This window comes from Planococcus maritimus, assembly GCF_001592825.1.
GTDB classification, from domain to species: Bacteria; Bacillota; Bacilli; order Bacillales_A; family Planococcaceae; genus Planococcus; species Planococcus maritimus_C.
On the sequence record NZ_LTZG01000001.1, the window covers coordinates 480430 to 501829 of the forward strand.

The window sequence follows — 21400 nt, forward strand, 5'->3', positions numbered from 1 at the left end:
AACTATTAGGCAATGGTCACATGATAAGTGCGGTCTTTTTTATGCTCGTTGTAAAAGGCTACCATAGCGGGAATGGTTTCGAGAAAATCTGCTGGCCGGATGCCGCTTTCTTTTAACAAGGCTAGCGCGTTTTGCGTATCGAAATGCGCTTGCCAGTCCATATAATCCAAAGTTTCCGCTTCGACTCCGAGATATTTTCGAATGGCTGGCATCGACATCGAGAACTTTGCAAGATTCTTTGGAATTCTTCCTTTCGGGTAGCGTCCGGTCATTTCAAAGACCATTGCCCGGTATACTTCTTCTACAGGATGGGGCTCGGGGTCAGTCAAGTGAACGGTTGCCGATTCCGCTTTTTTGAGTTGGCTCAAATAAATAGAGGCGTCGAGGATGTAATCGACAGGCACTACATTTATGGTGGTATTCGAGTGCCCAATATACGGGATAGCCGGCAAATGCTTCATTCGGTCAATCATATTCAAGAAAAAGTATGGGCCGTCGAATTTGGATGTTTCCCCGCTTTCTGAATGCCCCCTGACGATTCCCGGACGGATGATCGTAGTCGGCACTTGTGGTTTCAATTGCTCGACGAGGAGTTCTGCTTCATACTTCGTCTCTTCGTAATGGTTTTTGAATGCTTTGGGACGGATGAGTTCATCTTCCCGCAATATGCCTTCTCTATTGCCCGCTACATAAGCGGTGCTGAAATACATATAACGCTCCAGCTTATTCAATGATTTGACTAAGTCGTTGATATTTTGTGTACCGAGAATATTGACTTTTTTCGCGATGTGTTTCGGCACTGCTAAATCATAGATAGCCGCCAAATGCCAAAAGATGAGCTGCTGGTCTTCCAACCAGGATCTGTCTTCCTCTGAAAGCGCCAAGCCCGCCATTGTGATGTCTCCTGGCAGTAAACGGATCGTTCCACAGCCTGTTTGCTGCCTAATTCGATCAGCCTGCTTTTGTGCTTTTTCCATCTCGCTAGGCAAAACGATTGCCGATAAGCTAAATCCCTTTTGTGCACACGACTCCATCAACCGTGTGGCGATAAATCCCGGGAAACCCGTAAAGACCATTCTATTCATCCAATCACTCCCCTTTTCTGTATTTTACTAAAAAATGAAGGGGGCAATCATGAATTTTTCAGATAAAAAAGGGGATGTCTCATAAGTCCTAAAATAAAACAGACTGAGAAAAAAATTGTTGTTCTCTGTCTGTTTTTGATTTATCGGTGAGGCACCTGAGAGTAGTCAGCTGATGGGAATGGAGACGGCGAATCCAGCGGGAACAGTGACTGAGCTAAGCGAAGGAGCGACGCGAGGGAAGCGGCTAAGGCCGTGCCCACGGAAAGCGTCCGTCAAAATGGACATCAGCCTTTTCTTTAGAAAAAAAGAGACTGCCCCTAAAAGTCACTTTTCATGACCTTTTGGGACAGCCCCTTCATTTATTTCTCTGCTCTTGCCGCTTTTCTTTTCTTGCTGTTCATAAAGCGCGTCTCCCGGTCAAACAAACTGTAGACAACCGGAACGACGTAGAGGGATAGGAAAGTCGAACTGATCAAGCCGCCGATAACGGCAATCCCCATCGGCTGGTTAATTTCAGTGCCTTCCCCAATGCCGATCGCTAATGGCAAGAGGCCTAAAATTGTGGTCAGGGCCGTCATTAAGATCGGTCTTCTCCGGTCATGGACCGCCGTCACAATCGCCTCAAAGGAAGCGAGTCCAGCTTCTTTTCGTTGATTGATGTAATCAACGAGCACAATCCCGTTGTTGACGACTATACCGACAAGGACCAGTACTCCGATGACGGCGGTGATGCTGATTGGCGTCTGTGTGACGAATAGCGCAATCGACACCCCGATGACCATCAATGGCACCGTGAACATAATTACCAATGGATATTTGAATGACTCGAATTGTGCGGCCATCACGATATAAACGAGAACGATCGCCAATACAACAGCCAATAACATATCATCGATGGAATCTTCGAACAGCTCGCGGTCACCGCCAAAGGAAACCACGGTTTGATCCGACAGATCCAAATCTGCGATGGCTTCATCGACTACAGTGGAGATATCTCCCAATGTTTGATCGGACGGATATTGCAGCGTGAATGATACACTTTCAGCCTGGTCCACCCGGCTGATCGAAACAGGCCCTTGGGCGACTTCAATATCAGCTAGGTCCTGTAACTCGACAAATGCGCCGGATGGTGTGCGCAGCGTCAGTTCACGCAAGCTTTCGACGCTGTCCCGCTGCTCTTCATCATAAGAAACAAAAACGCTGAGCACTTCATCTTGTTCATCGATTACTTGCGTTGCCAGCACGCCGCGCGTGATGTTGTTGACCGTCTGGGCGATTTGCACCGGCGCCAGGTTGTTTTCAGTCGCTGCTTCCCGGTCGATCGTCATCTGTATTTCGTCGATCGTTTCCTGACGGTCATTTGTCAATTCGACCACATTCGGTAAGCTAGCTAATTCGCCGTCAATTGCAGCAACCGCTTCATCTAAACGCTGCTTGTCCGTATCGGTCACCGTAAAGCTAAGTGTATTCGGTGTCGAGCCGGCTGCTGTCTGCAGATTAAAGTTGACGAGTGCATCGTCCCCGATTTTCTCCAGGACTTGCGGCTGTACATCATCGACGAACTCAAAGACCGAACGTTCGCGTTCATCCAGTGGCACGAGTTTGACGTAAATTTCTGCCGTATTGGATTCTGCGCTGCCTTGCGCCTGGCCTTGTTGAGTCGCACCAATCAAGCTGACATATACATCGACTTCTTCTTCAGTCTTCAATTCTTCTTCTATTCTTTGTACCACTTCATCGGTTGCGGCTGTAGATGAACCGTTTTCGAGCTCAACCGTAACGCTGACGAATCCTTCATCTGTCGCCGGCAAGAATTCAGTTCCTACTTGGGAAACACCGAATGCGCCAAGGCCAAGGAACAACAAGGCGGTCAACAGCACAAGGATGCGGTGGCGCAATGCCCACAATACGCTTTTCTCAAATCCACGGACACCTTTGGAATCAGGCTTCACTGTCTTTGGTTTACCGTCTTTTTGGCCGAGCATCCGAGAAGCCATCATAGGAATGACAGTGAGGGCGACAGCAAGTGAAGCGATCAAGCTGAACGAAATCGTCAACGCAAACTCAAAGAAAATTTCTCCGATTAGGCCGGAGATGAAAATAACTGGCACGAATACGGCGACAGTGGTCAATGTCGAAGCAGTGATTGCCCCAGCCACTTCACGCGATCCATCCGATGCTGCTTGTTTCGGCTTTTTGCCCATCGCCAAATGGCGTTCGATGTTTTCGATGACGACAATGGCGTTATCGACAAGCATCCCAATACCAAGCGCTAAAGCACCAAGTGTCAAAATGTTTAACGCGAAGTCGGCAAAGAACATCAATACAAAGGTCACGATAACCGAATAAGGAATTGCCACACCGATGATGATCGGGCTCTTGATTCCGCGAAGGAAGAAGAACAACACCAGCATCGCGAATATGCCGCCTAGGATTAGGGTTTGCCCAATATTATTGATGGCCAGTTTCACGTAGTCTCCCTGGTCAAATAGAATATCCGCCTCTACAGCCGAGAAGCGCTCTTCCGCAAGCAATTCATCGAGACGTTCCTGAAATGCCGTCGACACGTCAGCTGTGTTGGCACCGGATTCCTGAAGCACCGACAGCAATACCGCAGGCTCTTCATTGGCACGTGTCTCGCTGCTAGTTTCCCGTTCTGTCACTGCGACTTCCGCAACATCAGCCACTGTGACATTGTCGCCGGAGAGTGGATCGACCGTCACGATCAAGTCTTCAAGGTCCTCCACACTTTCGAGCGTACTGACAATGCGCGTGGTTAAATTGCGCCCATCTTCCGTTTCAATGGGGTCGCCTGGCAAGGAAACATTGTTTGCTTGAATCAATTGAACAATATCTGCTTGCTGCAATCCCCGTTCTTCGAGTTCTTCGGGGTCCAGCTTGATCGAAATATCCTCGATCAAAGAGCCGGAGACGTTCACGCTCGCTACGCCATCTGTCTGGCGCAGCTGGGTTTCCAATTCTTCCGCAATGGCACGGACATCTTGCCCAGCGTCAGTAGCGCGCAAGGACAATTGGATGATTGGGAATTGCGACGGGTCGAATTTCAAGAAGCGCGGATCGTTGGAGTCGTCCGGAATCGGCGTTTGGGCGATCCGTTGAGTGACTTCTGACTGCACATCGTCAATATCTGTGTCCCAGCCAAACTCCAGCAAAATGAAATTGGATCCTTCCTGGCTATTCGATTGAACCGATTCGATTCCCGGCAAAGTTGCCAAGCTTTCTTCTAGCGGTTTGGTTACTTTTTCGTTTACTTCCGTTGGGCTGGCTCCTGGGTAATTGGTAACTACCACGCCAATCGGCGGATTCAACTCCGGAATTAACGTTACCGGTATGCGAAGAAAGGATACCGCCCCTAAAATGATGACCAAAATCATCGTCACGATGGTCAGTACAGGTCGCTTGATGGAAAAATCGCTTAGTTTCATGTGTTCAATCCCTCTCTATGCCTAGTCCCTTAATCATAAGAAAAAATGCCCTGTACCGCAAACTTAAGGTCGTCTGTTCACAGTAACGCCATGGTTTTTTGATAATGGGAAATTCATCGTTCCGTTTGCCAAAATGCCAAAAACAGCCTGCTAAAAAAGCAGACTGTTGGAGACTCCATTTTATAAAAGGCTGTATAGGCGGATTTCCGGATTTTTATCCTGGAACCAACGCGTTGCAAAATCGTTTTCGAACAAGAACACTAAATTGTCATAGCGGTCTTTAACCAGCATGGAGCGGCCACTTGACATTGACTCTTTAACATCTTCCTCGTTTTCGATCCAGCGTGCAATTTTATTGCCGACTGGCTCCATTCTGACGTCTACATTGTATTCATTTTTCATGCGGTGCTCGAACACTTCAAACTGAAGTTGACCAACTGCGCCAAGAATGACTTCTTCCAAATGTAATGTTTTGTAATACTGGATAGCACCTTCTTGGACGAGCTGCAGAATTCCTTTGTGGAAATGCTTTTGCTTCATGACGTTTTTTGCCGTCACTTTCATGAACAACTCCGGTGTAAACTGAGGCAAGGCTTCAAATTCGAATTTCTTGCCGCTTGTGATCGTATCGCCGATCTGGTAATTCCCTACATCGTGTAGCCCGATGATATCACCAGCGACCGCTTTGGTGACCATTTCCCGGTCATCCGCTAGAAACTGGGTGGTTTGCGATAGTTTAAAAGATTTGCCGGTACGTGAAAGTGTGACGTTCATGCCGCGCTCAAACTCCCCTGAGACGATGCGGACAAAAGCGATGCGGTCACGGTGCGCCGGATTCATATTGGCTTGAATTTTGAAGACAAAGCCAGAAAACGGTGTTTCTACGGGATCGACAATATCTTCTTGCTTGGTCAATCGCGGCTGCGGCTGCGGCGCAAATTGCAAATAAGTTTCCAGGAAAGTCTCGACACCAAAATTGGCCAGTGCTGAACCAAAGAATACAGGCGTCAATTCGCCTTTTTCTACGCGGTCAAAGGAAAATTCGTTTCCTGCTTCTTCCAGCAATTCGATATCTTCCAACGCTTGTGTGTAATAGGAAGTTTGCTTCATTTCATGTTCCCCTGCCAGGTGGCCGTTTTCATCAAGTTCCATGAAACGCTCGCCATCCGTGCGGAACGGTTCAACGCGCTTGTTAAAACGGTCGTAAATGCCCATGAATTCTTTCCCCATGCCAATTGGCCAGTTCATTGCGTAGGATTGAATGCCAAGCACTTCTTCCAGCTCTTCCATCAACTCAAGCGGCTCTTTCCCTTGGCGGTCCATTTTGTTGATAAAGGTGAAAATAGGAATACCGCGCATTTTACAGACTTTAAATAGCTTGACGGTTTGAGCTTCAATCCCTTTGGCCACATCGATGATCATGACGGCGCTATCCACTGCCATCAGTGTTCGGTAAGTATCTTCACTGAAATCTTGGTGCCCAGGAGTATCGAGAATATTGACACGATGTCCTGAATAATCGAATTGCATAACAGACGAGGTAACGGAAATACCGCGCTGTTTCTCGATTTCCATCCAGTCGGACGTAGCGAATTTCCCAGTTTTTTTCCCTTTGACTGTTCCGGCATCGCGAATCGCGCCACCGAACAGCAAAAGTTTTTCCGTTAAAGTCGTTTTCCCGGCATCCGGGTGGGAGATAATTGCGAAAGTTCTTCTGCTTTCAATTGCTTGTTGTAATTGGTCTGACATTGTATACGCTCCTTTAATTTCCTCTCTCTATCTTAGAGAAGGACCGTGCAAAAAACAAGAACTATCGCCCGAAGTTACGGAAAGCGTTTCTCGCTGAAACGCAAAAATGAACGGGGAAAAATACTTCAATTTCCCCGTTCTCATTCATGATCCGAATTTACGCTGCGCTTCGTTTTCTGCTATTTCTTTGTCACTATGAGGGTATTTCGTGTTTTCGATAATCTGATAATCTTCATGCCCTTTGCCAGCTAAAATAATGATATCGCCCGCTTGTGCCTGCTGCACGGCGTGACGGACCGCTTCTTCACGGTCACCGATGCAAGCGTATTGCTCATGTTGCATGCCTGCCGCTAGATCGGTCAAGATGCTATCATACGATTCATAACGCGGATCATCTGTTGTCAGGACGACATAATCCGCAACTGAGGCTTTTTCCGCCATGATCGGCCGCTTCGTCTTATCGCGATTTCCTCCGGTGCCAACCAAGAAAATGAGGCGTCCGGTCTTGAAGTCCTCCACAGCAGCAATGGCTTTTTCAATTGCATCCGGCGTGTGTGCATAATCGATGAATACCGAAACGGGTGCATCGATTTCTGCCATTTGCATACGGCCCTCGACTGGAGAAATGGCTTCGAGCGCCGCGATTACCCGTTCAATCGGATGGCCTTCTGCAGACAACGCGGCAATGGCCGCCAGTGCATTGTAAACGTTAAAGTGACCGAGCAATTTCATCTGAATCGGAAAGTCACCGGATGGACATTGCAAAGTAAAGGACGTTCCTTTTGCTTCTAACCGGATATCAGTCGCACGGAACATCGCGTCATTCTCCAAGCCATACGTATAGACAGGGAAAGGCGTCATGGCTGCGAATTTTTCAGACCATTCGTCATCCACATTCAAGACTGCCCGTTTGTTCTGCGTCAAATCCTGTCCGAGTTGCGAGAACAGCAGCCCTTTGGCGTGGCCGTACTCCTCCATCGTTCCGTGAAAATCCAAATGGTCATGAGTTAAGTTCGTGAAAATGGCCGTATCGAACTCAACGCCAGCCAACCGGCCTAGAACGAGACCGTGTGAAGAAACTTCCATCGTCATATGGGAGCTCCCCGCTTCTAAAGCGCGACAAATCATTTGCTGTGTCGTTAGGGCATCGCTTGTCGTATTGGCGGATGGATGCAGTTCTCCGTTTAAATTGAAACCAATTGTCCCGGTCAAAGCGGAGGTTTTCCCGAGTTCCATAAGCATCGCGTGAAGCATTCCCGCGACACTGGTTTTTCCGTTGGTCCCCGTCACGCCGATCATATTCAGCCGTTTGGAAGGGTGGCCATAAAAGCGCGCCGCTAAAATACCAAGTGCCCGGCTTGTATCGGGAACTGTTACGACAGCTGCGCCTTCTAAATTCAGTGGTTTTTCCGCTAAGATAACCGCAGCGCCCTGTTTTACTGCTTGTTCAGCAAAATCGTGGCCGTCAACGGTATAGCCTTTAATGCAGACAAATAAGGAGCCTGGCACAATCTCTCTGGAATCCATTGTGATATGAGAAATAGATTCGGGCAATTCCCCTTTTATGGATGAAATTGAAATATGATTAAATAATTGCTTGCTGTCCATCTGAAATCCTCCTAGTATTATGACCCGAGCGGTGAGTTGATATATGCATGAAGAAGCGCTGCTGTCGCTTTCAATGAATCAATATGGGTCCGCTCATAAGCATGGGATGCTTCAATCCCAGGGCCGAATAAGGCGTGTTTCACATCAGCACCAGCCCCGATTGCTGCAGAAGCATCAGATCCATAATACGGATAAATGTCCACTTTGTACTCGATGTTCCGCTCTTTTGCCAAAGCGATCAATTGGCGAGTCAGCCCGTAATGATAAGGACCACTCGAATCCTTTGCACAAATCGAAACCGTGTATTCATCGGATTGTTGGCCATCTCCAATGGCTCCCATATCGACAGCAATGTATTCTTCTGTTTCCAGTGGAATATTGGAATTGCCGCCATAGCCGATTTCTTCATTATTGGAGATATAGAAATGAGTCGTCTGGGGCAAAGTTTCCCCATTTGCCGCTTGCTTTGCCAATTGCAGCAACAGGGCGGTGCTCGCTTTATCATCGAGGTGGCGTGATTTGATAAATCCGCTTTCCGTTTTGATGAAACGCGGATCGAATGATACAAAATCTCCTACTTCAATGCCTTGTTTGCGGACGTCCTCTGCCGAATGGCATTTAAGGTCCAAGCGCACTTCCATATTGTCTGCCGAACGCTCGGCCGTGCCGGAATCGCGGTAGACATGGACCGTTGTCTGGTGAAGCAGGATCGTGCCGGTAATCGTTTCGCCGCCTGCTGTATGGATCAAGCAATTCTCGCCTTCGATGGCATTGAATTTGAATCCTCCGACTAACGACAGCTTCAAGCGCCCTGACGGCTTGATTTCTTTTACCATTGCACCGAGCGTATCGACGTGTGCCGTAAGCAGCCGGTGGCGTTTATCGTCCTGCCCTTTAATCGTGGCGATGACGCCGCCTTTATTTGTGGTTATGTATGGAATGGACACCTGGTCGAAAAAATCCGTGACGAAATTCATTACTTGCATCGTGTAGCCGGATGGACTCGGGATTTTCACCAATTGCTCCAAGGTGTTGATCGTTTCTTGTTCTTTCCAATCAAAATCCAATTTAATCACTCCTTGATTTTTTAATCATATCAAAAACTGCCATTTTCGCACAGTCCCGACTATAGTAAGATGAGTAAGACTCTTAGCATGACGAGGTGCAATTATGGAACGCTCACTGATAACCCGCAAGCGCAATCAATTATTTATCCATCTTTTCGGCTTTGCCAGCCTGGCGCATTTGGTCTTAAATTATTTTGTCGACTTTAACGCTTCGATCATCGCGCCCTTATACGGCATGCTCGCCTATTGTGCCCTATTCACTCTACTATATACGAAATTGGCCCCTTCCCGGTTGCGTTTTGCGATATTGTTTGCATTAAATGCCTATACATTGATCTTGCAGTTCGAATCGCTGTCATTTATTACGGCCATTTACTTCATCCTGCCGATCGTGGCAGCTTCGCTCTATAACGATACCCGTTCGCTCCTCGCCCTGTCGCTTTTGACCATTGCTGAAGTAAGTGTCTTGGCATTCTTCTTCGGGCGCTTTCAGTCAAGCGGTTCACTAGAGTATATGCTTGTTTCGGTCACGATGTTTTTCGGGATGGTCATGCTATTGACGATTTTGCATAGCGTTTACTTCAGCAATTATTGGCGTCAATTGGAACTGCGCAATGCCTCGATGGAAAAAGCGCTCACGTCTAAAGAAGGCTATCTTGATTTGTTCTTCCAAGCAGCGAAAGACGCCATTGCCGTTTTTGACTTCGAAGGGCGCATCATCGCCATCAATCCCGCCTTTGTGGAATTATACGGCTGGACTGCCGAAAGCTGCCTCGGCAAAATCATTCCCCTTTACCCGCCGGAACGTGCCGAAGAGGCAGAGCTGCGCGCAGAAAAAGTCCGTCAAGGCGAAAGCTTCACGCTAGAAACAGAAGACATCAAACATGACGGCACGCGCTTTCCTGCCCAGATCACCTTATCGCCGATTTTCGATTCACACGGAGAGGTCATCGCAACTTCCGTCATTTCCCGTGATATCAGTTATCGGAAAGAGACTGAACGGATGCTCTTGCAAACGGAAAAACTGAAAATGGCGGGTGAAATCGCCGCCGGGGTAGCCCATGAGATCCGGAATCCAATGACCGTCATTTCAGGTTTTGTCCAGATGATGCACAACGACCCGAATCACCGCTACCCGAGCTATACTTCCCTGATGCAATCAGAGCTAGACCGCATCAATTTGATCATCAGTGAATTTCTGATTCTGGCGAAACCGCAAGCTTCCCAAAAGAAACGGCTCGATATCGGCAAAATTCTCGATGAATGTATTTTTTTGTTCGGGCCTGAATTCGTGCTTCATCATATTTCGGTCAAAGCAGATGTCTCGGGGCCATTTTTCGCGGAGGGTGAAGAGCATCACTTAAAGCAAGTGTTCATCAATATTCTAAAGAATGCAATCGAAGCGATGGAACACGGCGGCATTTTGAAAATAACTGCCCATCTCGAAGGCGCACGACTGAAGATCTCTTTTAAAGACGATGGGCCCGGCATTCCGCCGCAACTCGCAGAACGGGTATTCGAACCGTTTTATACGACAAAAGCTACGGGAACCGGGCTTGGTCTATTAGTTTCTCAAAAGATAGCGCAAGAACATGGCGGCAGCTTAGCGATCGCAAGTACCGAAGAACAAGGCGCCTGCGTCGTTGTCACGTTGCCGCTTACTTCTGCATCCTAACGAAAAGCCTCCCGCCTGAATGGCGGGAGGCTTTTTTGTCTCTTTACTTTTTTTCACCATTCCACAAAGCTAAAGTACGCTTTTTACTTCAATACTGTCCGGATCCATTTTGCTTTGTTTTTATACGGAGGGAATGTCAAATTGGTCGATAATTTTGTCGACTTTTTGACGATTGATTTGGCATGCGTAAAGGTCTCAAAGCTTGCTTTCCCATGATAGGAGTTCAAGCCAGAAGACCCGACTCCACCAAATGGTAGATAGACGCTGCCGACGTGCGAAACAGTGTCGTTGATGCAACCTCCGCCAAATGGCAATTGATCCAAGAAGAACCGGACGGCCCGGTCGTTCTCTGAAAACATATAGGCAGCCAGTGGTTTCGGCAATCGGCGAATCTCACCGAGTAATTTTGGCAAGTCGTTGTAAGTGATAACCGGCAGAACTGGCCCGAACAATTCATCTTCCATCGACGGACTGTCCCATGTGACGCCATCGATCAAGGTCGGTTCGATATAGCGGTCAGCACGGTCAAAATCACCGCCGTAAACGATATTCGTACGTTCCTTCTCAAGAATTTCCGTCAGCCGGTCGTGATGCTTGACGTTAACGATGCGACCGTAATCTGGGCTGTCTTGAGCATTGTCGCCGTAAAATTTACGAATCGTCTCGATGAACACTTTCATAAACGCGTCTTTTACCGATTCGTGGACACAAATATAATCGGGCGCCACACAAGTCTGGCCAGTGTTCATGAATTTGCCCCAGGCGATGCGCTTCGCCGCAAGCTCCAGGTTGGCTGTCTGGTCAACAATTGCTGGGCTTTTGCCACCAAGTTCCAAGGTAATAGGTGTCAGCCGCTCGGATGCCGCTTTCATGACCACTTTTCCGACAGGCACGCTGCCCGTAAAGAAAATATAATCGAACGATGCGTGGATCAGCGCCGTCACTTCCTCACGCTCTCCTTCCACTACTCTCACATAATGAGGTTGGAAACTTTCTTCTAATATTGTACGCAGAATACGCGCAACATTCGGCGTCGCCTCTGACGGCTTGACGACGGCACAGTTCCCGGATGCCAATGCGCCGATAAGCGGCTCCATTACCAATTGAAACGGATAATTGAACGGACCGATGACGAGCACCGATCCATACGGTTCACGAATGACAAAACTTTTTGCCGGTTGCAAATGAATCGGTGTTTTTACTTGCTCAGGCTTCATCCAGTCTTCGAGGTGCTTTGTCATATAGCCAATGCTATCGAGCACAAAGCCCACTTCTGTCGCATACCCTTCGAACTCACTTTTGCCAAGGTCGATTTGTAAGGCTTCGATAATATCATCTTCATGAGCTTGAATAGCTGATTTCAAACGCTGCAACTGGGCGATACGGAAATCCGCTGATTTTGTTACACCTGTAAAATAATAGCCGCGTTGGTCGGCGATCATATCCTCTACGTCATTTGCTGTAAAATTCACGATTGATTACCTCCTGTAGGTTCTTGCAATAATTGATCAATGTATCGCTGAACGACTAATCCCTCATCGAAACCGACGAGAAACGTCGATTGTTCTTCCATTTCTTCAAATAGCGAAGGCACGATTGTTTCCGTTTGCACTTCCACACGTGTTTTTCCTTGTTCTTCCCGGTACAAACGCGACCAGTTTTCAAGCGTCAGCACACCATCTTCTCCGTACACTTTGAATTGCAGCAACTCCGTTTGCCCGGCACCACTCATGCCGGACAGTAGAAACGGCGATCCTTGTTGAGTCTTGCCATGGGCAATGAGCCCGGTCTCGCATTTTCCAGTGTCTTCCGGAAAATCCGCTTGATGCGCTGCAATCTCCAATGTGCCGAACAGGCGGTGCATCAACTGGAGGTAATGAGGGAACACTTCGCGGACAAAGCCTCCCTGATCTCTTGAGCCGATCCATGGATTTTGCTGCCACGTACGCGGCCACACAGGAAAGACGGTGTGCAATTCGATGCGGCGAATTTTGCCAATATCACCACTTTTAATGCGAATAGCCATGTCGCGCACAATTGGCGAATACATCAACGGAAAATGCATAGCAGTGTGGACTCGGTTGTTTGTCGCAGATTCCGCCATCGCTTGGGCTGCCTGCGCGTCATGGGCAAGTGGCTTTTCACACAAAATGTGCAGCCCCCTTCTCGCTGCAGTTTCTGCAAGCTCGGCATGGCTGTTCGGCGGCGTGCCAATATACACCCAGTCAATGTCGGCTTGGAACAATTCGTCTAAAGAATTGGTGACCGGTATACCGTATTGCTGTTCGATAAAGTTTAGTCTGTCCACATTGGTGTCATAAACGGCTTTAATCTGTGCTACGTCGTTTTGCTGGATTTGTTTGATGATGCGTTCCCCTACGATTCCAGCGCCTATAATTCCAATCGCTATCAAAGCCATCGCTCCTTTTTCATTTCATTGTTTATAAGTGTAACCTTGTGGGGTATAGAATAGTCAAACAATTACATTCGGAAAGAATGGGAGGAATCATCATGAACGAACAGAAAAACTGGTGGGAGCCGATTTTTACGGGCACATTGGAAATGGGCGTCGACAAAGAAAAGCTAGAAACAATCAATGAAGACAGCCTGTTATACTTCGGAGAATCCACAAGTACATTGGAACAATAAAATGCCTAAACAATTCGCATGTACATAGCAGCGCTTGATCCGGAATAATGCGGAGCAAGCGCTTTTTTATGGAATCCGGCCCGTGCATTGTCGCTTGCAATGGTTTTCGCTATAATTCGATATAGAAAGCAGGGATTGCCATGAAACCATTCACCTTACTCATCAGCTTGCTATTATTGTCAGGCTGTACTTTTCCCGGTGCGACCGATACCGCGGACACTGACGGCAGGGTGGCTGTAGAAATCACGGAAGTCATTGATGGGGACACGGTTAAGATCATCTATGAAGGCCAAGAAACGACGGTGCGTTATTTACTAGTCGACACACCGGAAACCAATCATCCTAGGTTCGGCGAGCAGCCACTCGGCCAAGAAGCGACAGAGCGCAACCGTGAATTGATTGAGCAGGCAGAGCAAATCGAAATTGAGTTCGATGACGGCGACCGCTTTGACGACTATGATCGCTTACTCGCGTATTTTTACGCGGATGGGGAGAGCGTACAGGAACAATTGCTTGAAGAAGGATTCGCTCGTGTCGCTTATGTTTTCCCGCCGAACACGCGCTATGTCGATCAATTCCGTGAGGCCGAAGCCGAAGCGAAAGATGCAGAAATTGGCATTTGGGAATTTGAAAATTATTCGACAGATCGCGGATTCAATGCAGATGCATATCAACAAACAGAAGCAACTAGCATCGATACGGATGACGACTGCCGCATCAAAGGCAATATCAACCGGAGCGGCAATAAAATCTATCATATGCCCGGCGCCCCTTCCTACGAGGGGACCAATCCCGAAGAGTGGTTTTGCACAGAACAACAAGCCAGAGACGCCGGCTTCCGCAGTTCCGGCCAATAAAGAAGAGGAGGAATACGATGCAATTGCTTGTCCTGCGCCTTGATTACCGCAGCTCCGCAACAATTGAACACCTGCAAAGACAGCTGCGCCAGCCGAATGCCAACACGGCGCTGCAATTGCCGCACATCCCGTTGCTGGCTTTTGAACAGACCGCCCCGCTGCAACTAAAAGCGGCGTTACAACCGATTGCCGAAAGTACCCAGGCGATTGCTTTTCATGCCAGCGATATCGGGTTTTCAAAAAACGGCGAGCGATTTTACTTGCAGGTCCAGCCCACCGTAGCACTCGACGAACTATACAACTCGCTGAAGTTGGCGGGCCATGGATTCCAATCCGGGCTTGAACTTCCTTGGCCGCCCCGCATCCCGCTCATCAGTAAAATCCCGGCTCCTTTTTGGGGGCCGCTGTTTGCCAGGCTGGCGTTGGAGTTTAACCCGCTGGACGGAACGGGCGCAGCCATAGAATGCTGGTCTGTGATTGGAAATCGAACGACCGTTGAATGGAGCATTTTCTTGGATAGCTAAGAAAAAGAGGCCGTTTTAAAAAAGCTAAAAGTTTTTTCACAAAAGCTATTGTCTTTTTTAAAACGGGGATATATAATAATAAATGTCCTTGAGATTGCGATTCCTTAGCTCAGCTGGGAGAGCGCTACCTTGACAGGGTAGAGGTCGCTGGTTCGAGCCCAGTAGGAATCATCAAATGCATGCTACGCGCTGCACCCACACCATCCGGTTATCCGGATGGTGTTTTTTGTTATTTCCCGAAACAAAAAAGGGGCAGTCTCTTTTCTTCAAAAGAAATGGCTGATGTCCATTTCGACGGACGCTTTCCGCGGGCACGGCCTTAGCCGCTTCCCTCGCTTCGCTCAGTCTAGGGTCTTCGGCTCGCGTCGCTCCTTCGCTTAGCTCAGTCACTGTTCCCGCTGGAGTCGCCGTCTCCATTCCCATCAGCCGACTACCCTCAGGTGCCTCACCGATAAATCAAAAACAGACGGAGAAAAAGAATTTTTTCTCCGTCTGTTTTATTTTAGGGACTTATGAGACAGCCCCCTTTTTTTATTATGCTGTTTGAGCTTTTTTGGTCTTTTTCTCTCTCGACATCCATTGGATTGCAAACAAGATGATAAAGACTGCCGCCCCGATCAGATCCGTGAATCCTTCCGGGTAAATCAAGGCAATTCCTGTCACAAATGTGATGATTCGCTCAATCCAATTGAGCTTGCGGTACCAATACCCGATTAACCCGGCACCAATAGCGATCATTCCGGAAATAGCCGTAATCAACACCCAGATCAATTCGGTCCAGGTCGTGTCAATCATCAATAGTTCTGGTGACAAGACGAACATATACGGAATGATAAATGCTGCAATGGCTAACTTCGCCGCATTGAACCCAGTCCGTATTGGCTCTCCGCCTGAAATACCGGAAGCTGCAAAAGCTGCGAGCGCAACCGGGGGCGTAATATCTGCGATGATTCCGAAATAGAAAACGAATAAATGCGCAGATAAGGCAACAACAATCGGTACAGCAGCACCAGCAGGCTCATCGACCATCAATAAGGTAATGATGGCAGGAGCGGCAATAGTAGACGTGATAACATAGTTTGCCGTAGTCGGTGAACCCATGCCAAGCACAATTGCTGCAAGCATCGTGAAGAACAATGTCAAGAGCACATTGCCGCCAGATGCCGAGACAAGGCCGTTTGCCAATGACAAGCCGAGACCTGTTTTAACGACGACTCCGACGATAATACCTGCGGTAGCAGTTGCCGCAGCAACGGCGAGTGCCGTTCTGGCGCCATCTACAAGCGCATTGATGATGTCTTTAAAGCCAAGGCGTGTTTCTTTATTGAAAGCACTGACGAAAATCGTCAGCAAAATACCATATAAAGCCGCTTGCATCGTCGGAATTCCGACTAGCAAGAACAAGATAATAGCAAGAATTGGCGTCAACAGATAAATCTTCTTCAAAACTTCTTTGCGATCTGGCATTTCTTCAGGCGATAGGCCTTTCAAGCCGATTCGCTTCGCCTCGAAATGCGTCATGATCCAAACACCTGTAAAGTACAACAGTGCTGGAATCGCCGCGGCTTTGGCGATTTCCCAGTACGTGACGCCGCCGATGAATTCAACCATCAGGAACGCTGCCGCGCCCATGATTGGTGGCATCAACTGGCCGCCTGTAGAAGCTGCGGCTTCAACGCCGCCAGCAAATTCTTTCTTATATCCAAGCTTTTTCATCATCGGAATCGTGTAAGATCCCGATGTTACGACGTTTGCGACCGAACTTCCTGAAATGGTCCCTTGCAGGGCACTGGAGAAAATGGCCACTTTTGCCGGCCCCCCAGTCAAATTCCCGGCCAATGACACGGCAAGGTCATTAAAATATTGCCCGACCCCTGTCTTGACCAAGAACGAACCAAATAATAGGAACGTAAAGATAAACGTCGCAGAAACCCCGATCGGTGTACCAAGAATTCCGTCCGTTGTATAGAACATCAACTGGATTAAGGAATCCAAATCCTGGCCGCGGTGGCGCAAGAATCCTGGGAAATACGGGCCGAAGAATCCGTAGGTTAAAAACAGAATGCCGATGACTGTAATCGGCATCCCGACGGCCCGACGCGTTGCTTCTAGTGTCAGAATGACAGCTAAAATTCCGACAATCAAGTCAAGTTCCGTCACACGGCCGATTCGGAATACCAAATCATCATACATGATCGGCCAATAAGCCCCGATACCGATAGATAATAAAGCGAGTATGTAATCGTACCAAGCCACTTTATGGCGCTCGCCTTTCCGGCGGCGCATCGGGAACAAGATGAAAATGAGCGACAGCGCAAATCCTAAGTGGACCGAGCGCTGGATGTACGCTGTGTACTGGCCGAAAATGGCGGTATACAATTGAAACAAGGAAAACGCTAACAGCCCGAAAAACACGACATGTTTGATGATGCCCGATAGATCACGGGTGTTCGACTCCGGATCGTATTTCTGAAGAATTTCTTTTTGCTTTTCCTCCGAGATATGGCTCTCATCTTCTGGTGGAAGTTTTTTTTCTTCTCTTTCTTCTGGCGATAATTTATCACTCATAGATGTTCACTCCTTCTAATTGCTGATAAATGGAAAGGCGCTGGGCACGGAAAGTGTAAATCTTGCCTCTTTCCAAACTCTTCTTCAAGTCGAGTTCTTTTCCTGCGATAAGGAAAGCGAGTTCCGCGTCCACATCCCCGACTAGCAATCGGAATTCGGGCAGTTTCCGCTTCATATCTTGAATAAAGTATTTCCCGTCCTTTTCGACAAAGCGCTCCCCTTCTCCTGCATTCGACGGCATGCCGATATTGAAATCTTCGTATTCAAGTTCTGTCATCACCAATTGCCCGTCCTCATCAAGGCGGTAACTTTCGATGACATCCGATAAATGGATCGAATGCGTATAGCGAATCTTAAAGCGCTCTTCAACAACTGGAACGCGCGCTGTCACTTCATTTGTTTCCGAATCGATGAAGACGAAGTGTTTCTCATATGGGATGAAGAAAAGTGCGGAGCAAATAAGGGTGAGGATGGTTAACATAAGAAGGATTTTGAGAACTTTTTTATTCTGCAAGATGGTCCCCCTAACGACAAAAAATAAATAACGACGATAAAGCTTGCGCTTTATCGCCTGTTATTCTGATCAATTCTTATTCGTTTACTTCGTCGAAGTAACGCTGAGCGCCAGGATGGATGTCAATCCCGATGCCATCAAGAGCTGTTTCTGCTTTGATGAACTCAGCTTTTGCATGTTGGATTTGATCTGTATTTTCGTAAATAGCTTTCGTAATGTCATACACTGTATCTTCAGAAATATCATTTTGAACAACTAGCATAGCCAAAACAGAGACTGTCGGAACTTCTTCAGTCAATCCATAAGTGCCAGATGGAACAACATCTTCAGCATAGTATGGGTATTTCTCGATTAGTTCTGCCGCTTTATCAGCTGCAACAGGAACGATGTTTACATCAGAAGTAGCACTCAAGCTTTCAACTGCCCCAGTCGGCGTTCCAGCTGTAATGAATGCTGCGTCAATTTGGCCCGATTGCAAGCTTTCCTGCGACTCGCCGAAGTCCAAGTTCTGTGCGTCGATATCGTCCATCGTCATGCCGTGGATTTCAAGCAATTGTTCCGCGTTGATATACGTACCTGAACCAGGTGCGCCAACGGATACGGATTTGCCAGCCAAGTCTTCAAACGCCGTGACGCCTGATCCTTCAGTCGTGACGATCTGGATTGTTTCTGGGTAAAGTGCTCCGATAGCAGATACGCTGTCGATAACTTCCCCTTCGAACATGTTCGAACCTTCAGATGCGTAGAAAGCCGTATCTGTCTGCACAAAAGCGATTTCGCCTGTGCCATCAGCAAGTGATGTCATATTGGCTGCAGAAGCCTGTGAGACTTCAGCAGTCGTATCGATGCCTGTTTCATTTTCGATGATCGTCGCCATCGCCCCGCCTAGCGGATAGTAAGTTCCTGTTGTTCCACCAGTCAACACACTAATGAATTCCGGCTCAGCTGCTCCGCCGCCTTCGCCCTCAGTCGCTGCATCGTCTCCGCAGCCTGCTAGAAATACGGATCCGGCCAATGCGACAGTCGCATAGAATCCAAACTTTTTGTTTAACATAAATCGGCCTCCCTTTATCTATAGTTTCTTTCATTCTTCATAATACCATGACTTTCTGTCCATCTGTCAATTTAATTTTTTCCAATGGAATCGGTTTCAAACCAAATTTATGGCAATAAAACCCTTTTTTTATATTTCTGCTCCAGGCACGTGAGTTTCGGGTGTCGTCTCTTCCGGTTTCAAATCTTCGAAGCTTCGCCCTTCTTCCTCTAAGTCGCGCGTACGGTGTGCGATACGTGCTGAAGCACAGGCGGCGACGCTCGATACAAGGTCATCGAGGAAGGTGTGGACTTGCCCTCCATATTTCGTATCAAGCTTATGGATGATGCCGGTTTTGTTTTTATCCAGATGGCCAAATGTTGTCACGGCGATGCTGCCATACGTAAGCACTGCGCCGAGTCCGATCATTTCATCCACGCCAAACAAGCCTTCGTCTGAACCGATGATTTGTTGAATCGGCTGGGACAATTTCCCTTGCTCCGCTAGTTCATCGAGTTCTATGCCGACTAGGAGGGCATGCTGCATTTCGCGCTTACGCAAGACACTTTCGACCGATTCGGCACAATGTTCTATTGTAAGTCCTTCATTAAAAGGCAATTGCATTTCCAACACAATTTCTGCAATATCTTGAATCTTGACACCTCTTCTTTCCAAAGCTTCATGGGTTGCTTTGGTTACTTCTTCTGAATGCACACGGAAATGTCCTCCATCCATGATGCCAACCCCTCTCTCTATTTGGATTTGTCTTCCTGTCCATTATACCTTGCGTAGGGGAATATGTTACAATTTTTGTACAATAGAATTTTGAAGGAGGCAACACCATGAACAGAGGAAGCGTAGAAGATTTCACGCTCTATAGCGACGCCTTGGGAGAAGAGATGCAAGTGCTCGTCCACTTGCCGGCAAACTATTCTCCCCTCTATAAATACAGCCTCGTCATCGCATCCGACGGCAAGGATTATTTCCAGCTTGGACGTGTTCCTCGCGTCGTCGATGAACTGCTGGAAAATCAGGAAATCGAAAATATTATCTTCGTCGGCATTCCTTATAAAAGCGTAGAAGACCGCAATCGAAAATACGAACCGACCGGCGAACAGCATGGCGCTTATTTGCGTTTTCTTGCACATGAGCTAGCGCCTTATCTCGATGAAAACTATCCTAGCTACCAAGTAGGCATGGGGCGGACATTGATTGGTGATTCGCTGGCAGCGACCGTCTCTCTGATGGCAGCGCTCAAATACCCGAATATTTTTGGGCGCGTTATCCTTCAGTCGCCGAAAGTTGGACCGGAAATGATGAAGGCGGTCGAAAACTTTTCGATGAACAATTCATTTACGGTCTATCACGTCATCGGATCGGAAGAAACAAGCGTGAAGCTAACCAATGGAGAAACTGCCGATTTTCTAACGCCGAACCGCGAGTTGAATGAGTTGATGAAAAATAAAGGGTTTTCCCTGTTTTACGAAGAATTCAAAGGAGACCATACATGGAAATTCTGGCAGCCTGACCTGAAGCGGGCCTTGCTGATGAATTTCGGCATGTAGGCTTTCAAGTAACAAAGCGCACAATTTGATATAATTGAAGAGAAGCACATTTATTAGATGAGGAGGTCTATTGATTATGAAATATGGTATTGCAGCATTTCCATCAAAAAAACTACAAGATTTGGCGAATTCCTACCGGAAGCGCTATGACCCGCATTATGAGTTGATCACGCCCCATATTACATTAAAAGGGCCTTTTGAAGCGGATGACTCGGAAGTAAAAGCAATGGTTAAAGAACTCGGCAACATTGCCAAACGCCAAAAGCCATTCCGTATTCACGCAACGCGTGTCAGCACGTTTACCCCGGTGACGAACGCTTTATACTTCAAAATCGAGCCATCTAAAGAACTATTGGATCTTCACGAAGACCTCCATTCTGATTTTCTCGGCGGTATGCCGGACCATCCATTTGTGCCCCATATTACCATCGCACAAAAACTATCGGATTCGGAGCATGCTGATGTGTACGGCCAATTGAAAATGGCTGGCATTGACCATGCAGAGACGATCGACCGTGTCCACTTGCTCTACCAGTTAGAAGATGGTTCATGGACGGTCTTCGACACCTTCCGTTTGTCAGGAGATGAAGCTTAATTGCAAAAAGTGAAAATCGCTGAAACTGAACTGGAAAAAGAACAGGCTTTTGATATTCGCCGAAAAGTGTTCGTCGATGAGCAAGGCGTTGCCCTTCATGTCGAGATGGATGAGCATGACGACAGCGCAACTCATTTTATCGGTTATGAACTGGAACAGCCGATCGCTGCCGCCCGCATTCGCGAGTATGAACAGGGCGTTGGAAAAGTCGAGCGGGTCTGTGTGTTAGCAGAATACCGAGGGCACCATTTTGGGGCAGAGCTAATGGAACAACTCGAGGAATATGCTCGGTCAATCGGCTATTTCCGCTTACAGCTTAACTCTCAAAGCCATGCCATTTCCTTTTACGAACGCCTTGGCTATGATGTGGTATCACCTGAATTCATGGACGCTGGCATTCCGCATCGACAAATGGAAAAAACGCTATAACAAAAAACCCTTCCGGAAAATCTGGAAGGGTTTTTG

Annotated in this window: 18 protein-coding genes and 1 tRNA gene; 8 read left to right on the forward strand and 11 right to left on the reverse strand. The window is 47.7% G+C overall.

The genetic code is table 11. The features are described from left to right. Nucleotides 1-5: 5 nt before the first annotated feature. The 5 genes from AY633_RS02480 to AY633_RS02500 all read right to left on the reverse strand — a co-directional run bounded on the left by AY633_RS02480 (nt 6) and on the right by AY633_RS02500 (nt 8955). A complete protein-coding gene (locus tag AY633_RS02480; protein WP_068486197.1) occupies nt 6-1085 on the reverse strand; it encodes an SDR family oxidoreductase in 1080 nt (359 codons plus the stop codon). Nucleotides 1086-1444: 359 nt separating this feature from the next. Continuing rightward, entirely contained in the window at nt 1445-4531 is a 3087-nt protein-coding gene (locus AY633_RS02485) for an efflux RND transporter permease subunit (protein WP_068486199.1), read from the reverse strand. A gap of 180 nt (nt 4532-4711) precedes the next feature. Continuing rightward, nucleotides 4712-6280 (reverse strand): peptide chain release factor 3, encoded by a 1569-nt coding sequence (locus AY633_RS02490; protein ID WP_068486200.1) that lies wholly within the window; start codon nt 6278-6280, stop codon nt 4712-4714. Between the two features lie 144 nt (nt 6281-6424). Beyond that, nucleotides 6425-7888, reverse strand: coding sequence for a UDP-N-acetylmuramoyl-L-alanyl-D-glutamate--2,6-diaminopimelate ligase (locus AY633_RS02495; protein ID WP_068486201.1), 1464 nt, complete (start codon nt 7886-7888; stop codon nt 6425-6427). Between the two features lie 17 nt (nt 7889-7905). Continuing rightward, the gene (locus AY633_RS02500; protein WP_068486203.1) at nt 7906-8955 is read right to left on the reverse strand and encodes a M42 family metallopeptidase; all 1050 of its coding nucleotides are present in this window, start codon (nt 8953-8955) and stop codon (nt 7906-7908) included. 103 nt (nt 8956-9058) lie between these two features. Between AY633_RS02500 and AY633_RS02505 the strand changes: the two genes are divergently transcribed. Beyond that, complete coding sequence (locus AY633_RS02505) at nt 9059-10630, forward strand: ATP-binding protein (RefSeq protein WP_068486205.1); 1572 nt, start codon at nt 9059-9061, stop codon at nt 10628-10630. Nucleotides 10631-10713: 83 nt separating this feature from the next. Here AY633_RS02505 and AY633_RS02510 read toward each other — a convergent pair whose 3' ends face one another. Further along, nucleotides 10714-12102: an aldehyde dehydrogenase gene (locus AY633_RS02510; RefSeq protein WP_068486207.1), complete on the reverse strand. Its 1389-nt coding sequence runs from the start codon at nt 12100-12102 to the stop codon at nt 10714-10716. Next, nucleotides 12099-13043 (reverse strand): Gfo/Idh/MocA family protein, encoded by a 945-nt coding sequence (locus AY633_RS02515; protein ID WP_068487847.1) that lies wholly within the window; start codon nt 13041-13043, stop codon nt 12099-12101. Before AY633_RS02515 ends, AY633_RS02510 begins: the two co-directional genes overlap by 4 nt. Before the next feature lie 98 nt (nt 13044-13141). Between AY633_RS02515 and AY633_RS16530 the strand changes: the two genes are divergently transcribed. The 4 genes from AY633_RS16530 to AY633_RS02530 all read left to right on the forward strand — a co-directional run bounded on the left by AY633_RS16530 (nt 13142) and on the right by AY633_RS02530 (nt 14831). Then, a complete protein-coding gene (locus AY633_RS16530; protein ID WP_171900899.1) occupies nt 13142-13279 on the forward strand; it encodes a hypothetical protein in 138 nt (45 codons plus the stop codon). A 140-nt stretch (nt 13280-13419) separates the two neighbouring features. Next, nucleotides 13420-14136 carry a thermonuclease family protein gene (locus AY633_RS02520; protein ID WP_068486209.1) on the forward strand — a complete coding sequence of 239 codons (717 nt, stop codon included), beginning with the start codon at nt 13420-13422 and terminating at the stop codon, nt 14134-14136. A 17-nt stretch (nt 14137-14153) separates the two neighbouring features. After that, entirely contained in the window at nt 14154-14660 is a 507-nt protein-coding gene (locus AY633_RS02525; RefSeq protein WP_068486212.1) for a hypothetical protein, read from the forward strand. Between the two features lie 98 nt (nt 14661-14758). Next, nucleotides 14759-14831 (forward strand) — tRNA-Val (locus tag AY633_RS02530). A gap of 363 nt (nt 14832-15194) precedes the next feature. On the opposite strand, the gene AY633_RS02540 is transcribed toward AY633_RS02530, so the two are convergent. The 4 genes from AY633_RS02540 to AY633_RS02555 form a co-directional block, all read right to left on the reverse strand. Continuing rightward, entirely contained in the window at nt 15195-17228 is a 2034-nt protein-coding gene (locus tag AY633_RS02540) for a TRAP transporter permease (protein ID WP_068486215.1), read from the reverse strand. Next, on the reverse strand, nt 17221-17742 hold the full coding sequence (locus AY633_RS02545) for a DUF1850 domain-containing protein (RefSeq protein WP_068486217.1): 522 nt from the start codon (nt 17740-17742) through the stop codon (nt 17221-17223). The genes AY633_RS02540 and AY633_RS02545 overlap by 8 nt, the downstream gene beginning before the upstream one ends. 76 nt (nt 17743-17818) lie before the next feature. After that, complete coding sequence (locus tag AY633_RS02550) at nt 17819-18796, reverse strand: TAXI family TRAP transporter solute-binding subunit (RefSeq protein ID WP_068486219.1); 978 nt, start codon at nt 18794-18796, stop codon at nt 17819-17821. A gap of 129 nt (nt 18797-18925) precedes the next feature. Continuing rightward, nucleotides 18926-19510, reverse strand: coding sequence for a phosphatidylglycerophosphatase A family protein (locus tag AY633_RS02555; protein WP_068486221.1), 585 nt, complete (start codon nt 19508-19510; stop codon nt 18926-18928). 107 nt (nt 19511-19617) lie between these two features. Between AY633_RS02555 and AY633_RS02560 the strand changes: the two genes are divergently transcribed. The 3 genes from AY633_RS02560 to AY633_RS02570 all read left to right on the forward strand — a co-directional run bounded on the left by AY633_RS02560 (nt 19618) and on the right by AY633_RS02570 (nt 21364). After that, nucleotides 19618-20340 (forward strand): alpha/beta hydrolase, encoded by a 723-nt coding sequence (locus tag AY633_RS02560; RefSeq protein WP_068486223.1) that lies wholly within the window; start codon nt 19618-19620, stop codon nt 20338-20340. A 76-nt stretch (nt 20341-20416) separates the two neighbouring features. Next, the gene (locus AY633_RS02565; protein ID WP_068486225.1) at nt 20417-20935 is read left to right on the forward strand and encodes a YjcG family protein; all 519 of its coding nucleotides are present in this window, start codon (nt 20417-20419) and stop codon (nt 20933-20935) included. Continuing rightward, a complete protein-coding gene (locus tag AY633_RS02570) occupies nt 20936-21364 on the forward strand; it encodes a GNAT family N-acetyltransferase (protein ID WP_068486230.1) in 429 nt (142 codons plus the stop codon). It begins immediately after the preceding gene. Nucleotides 21365-21400 lie beyond the last annotated feature (36 nt).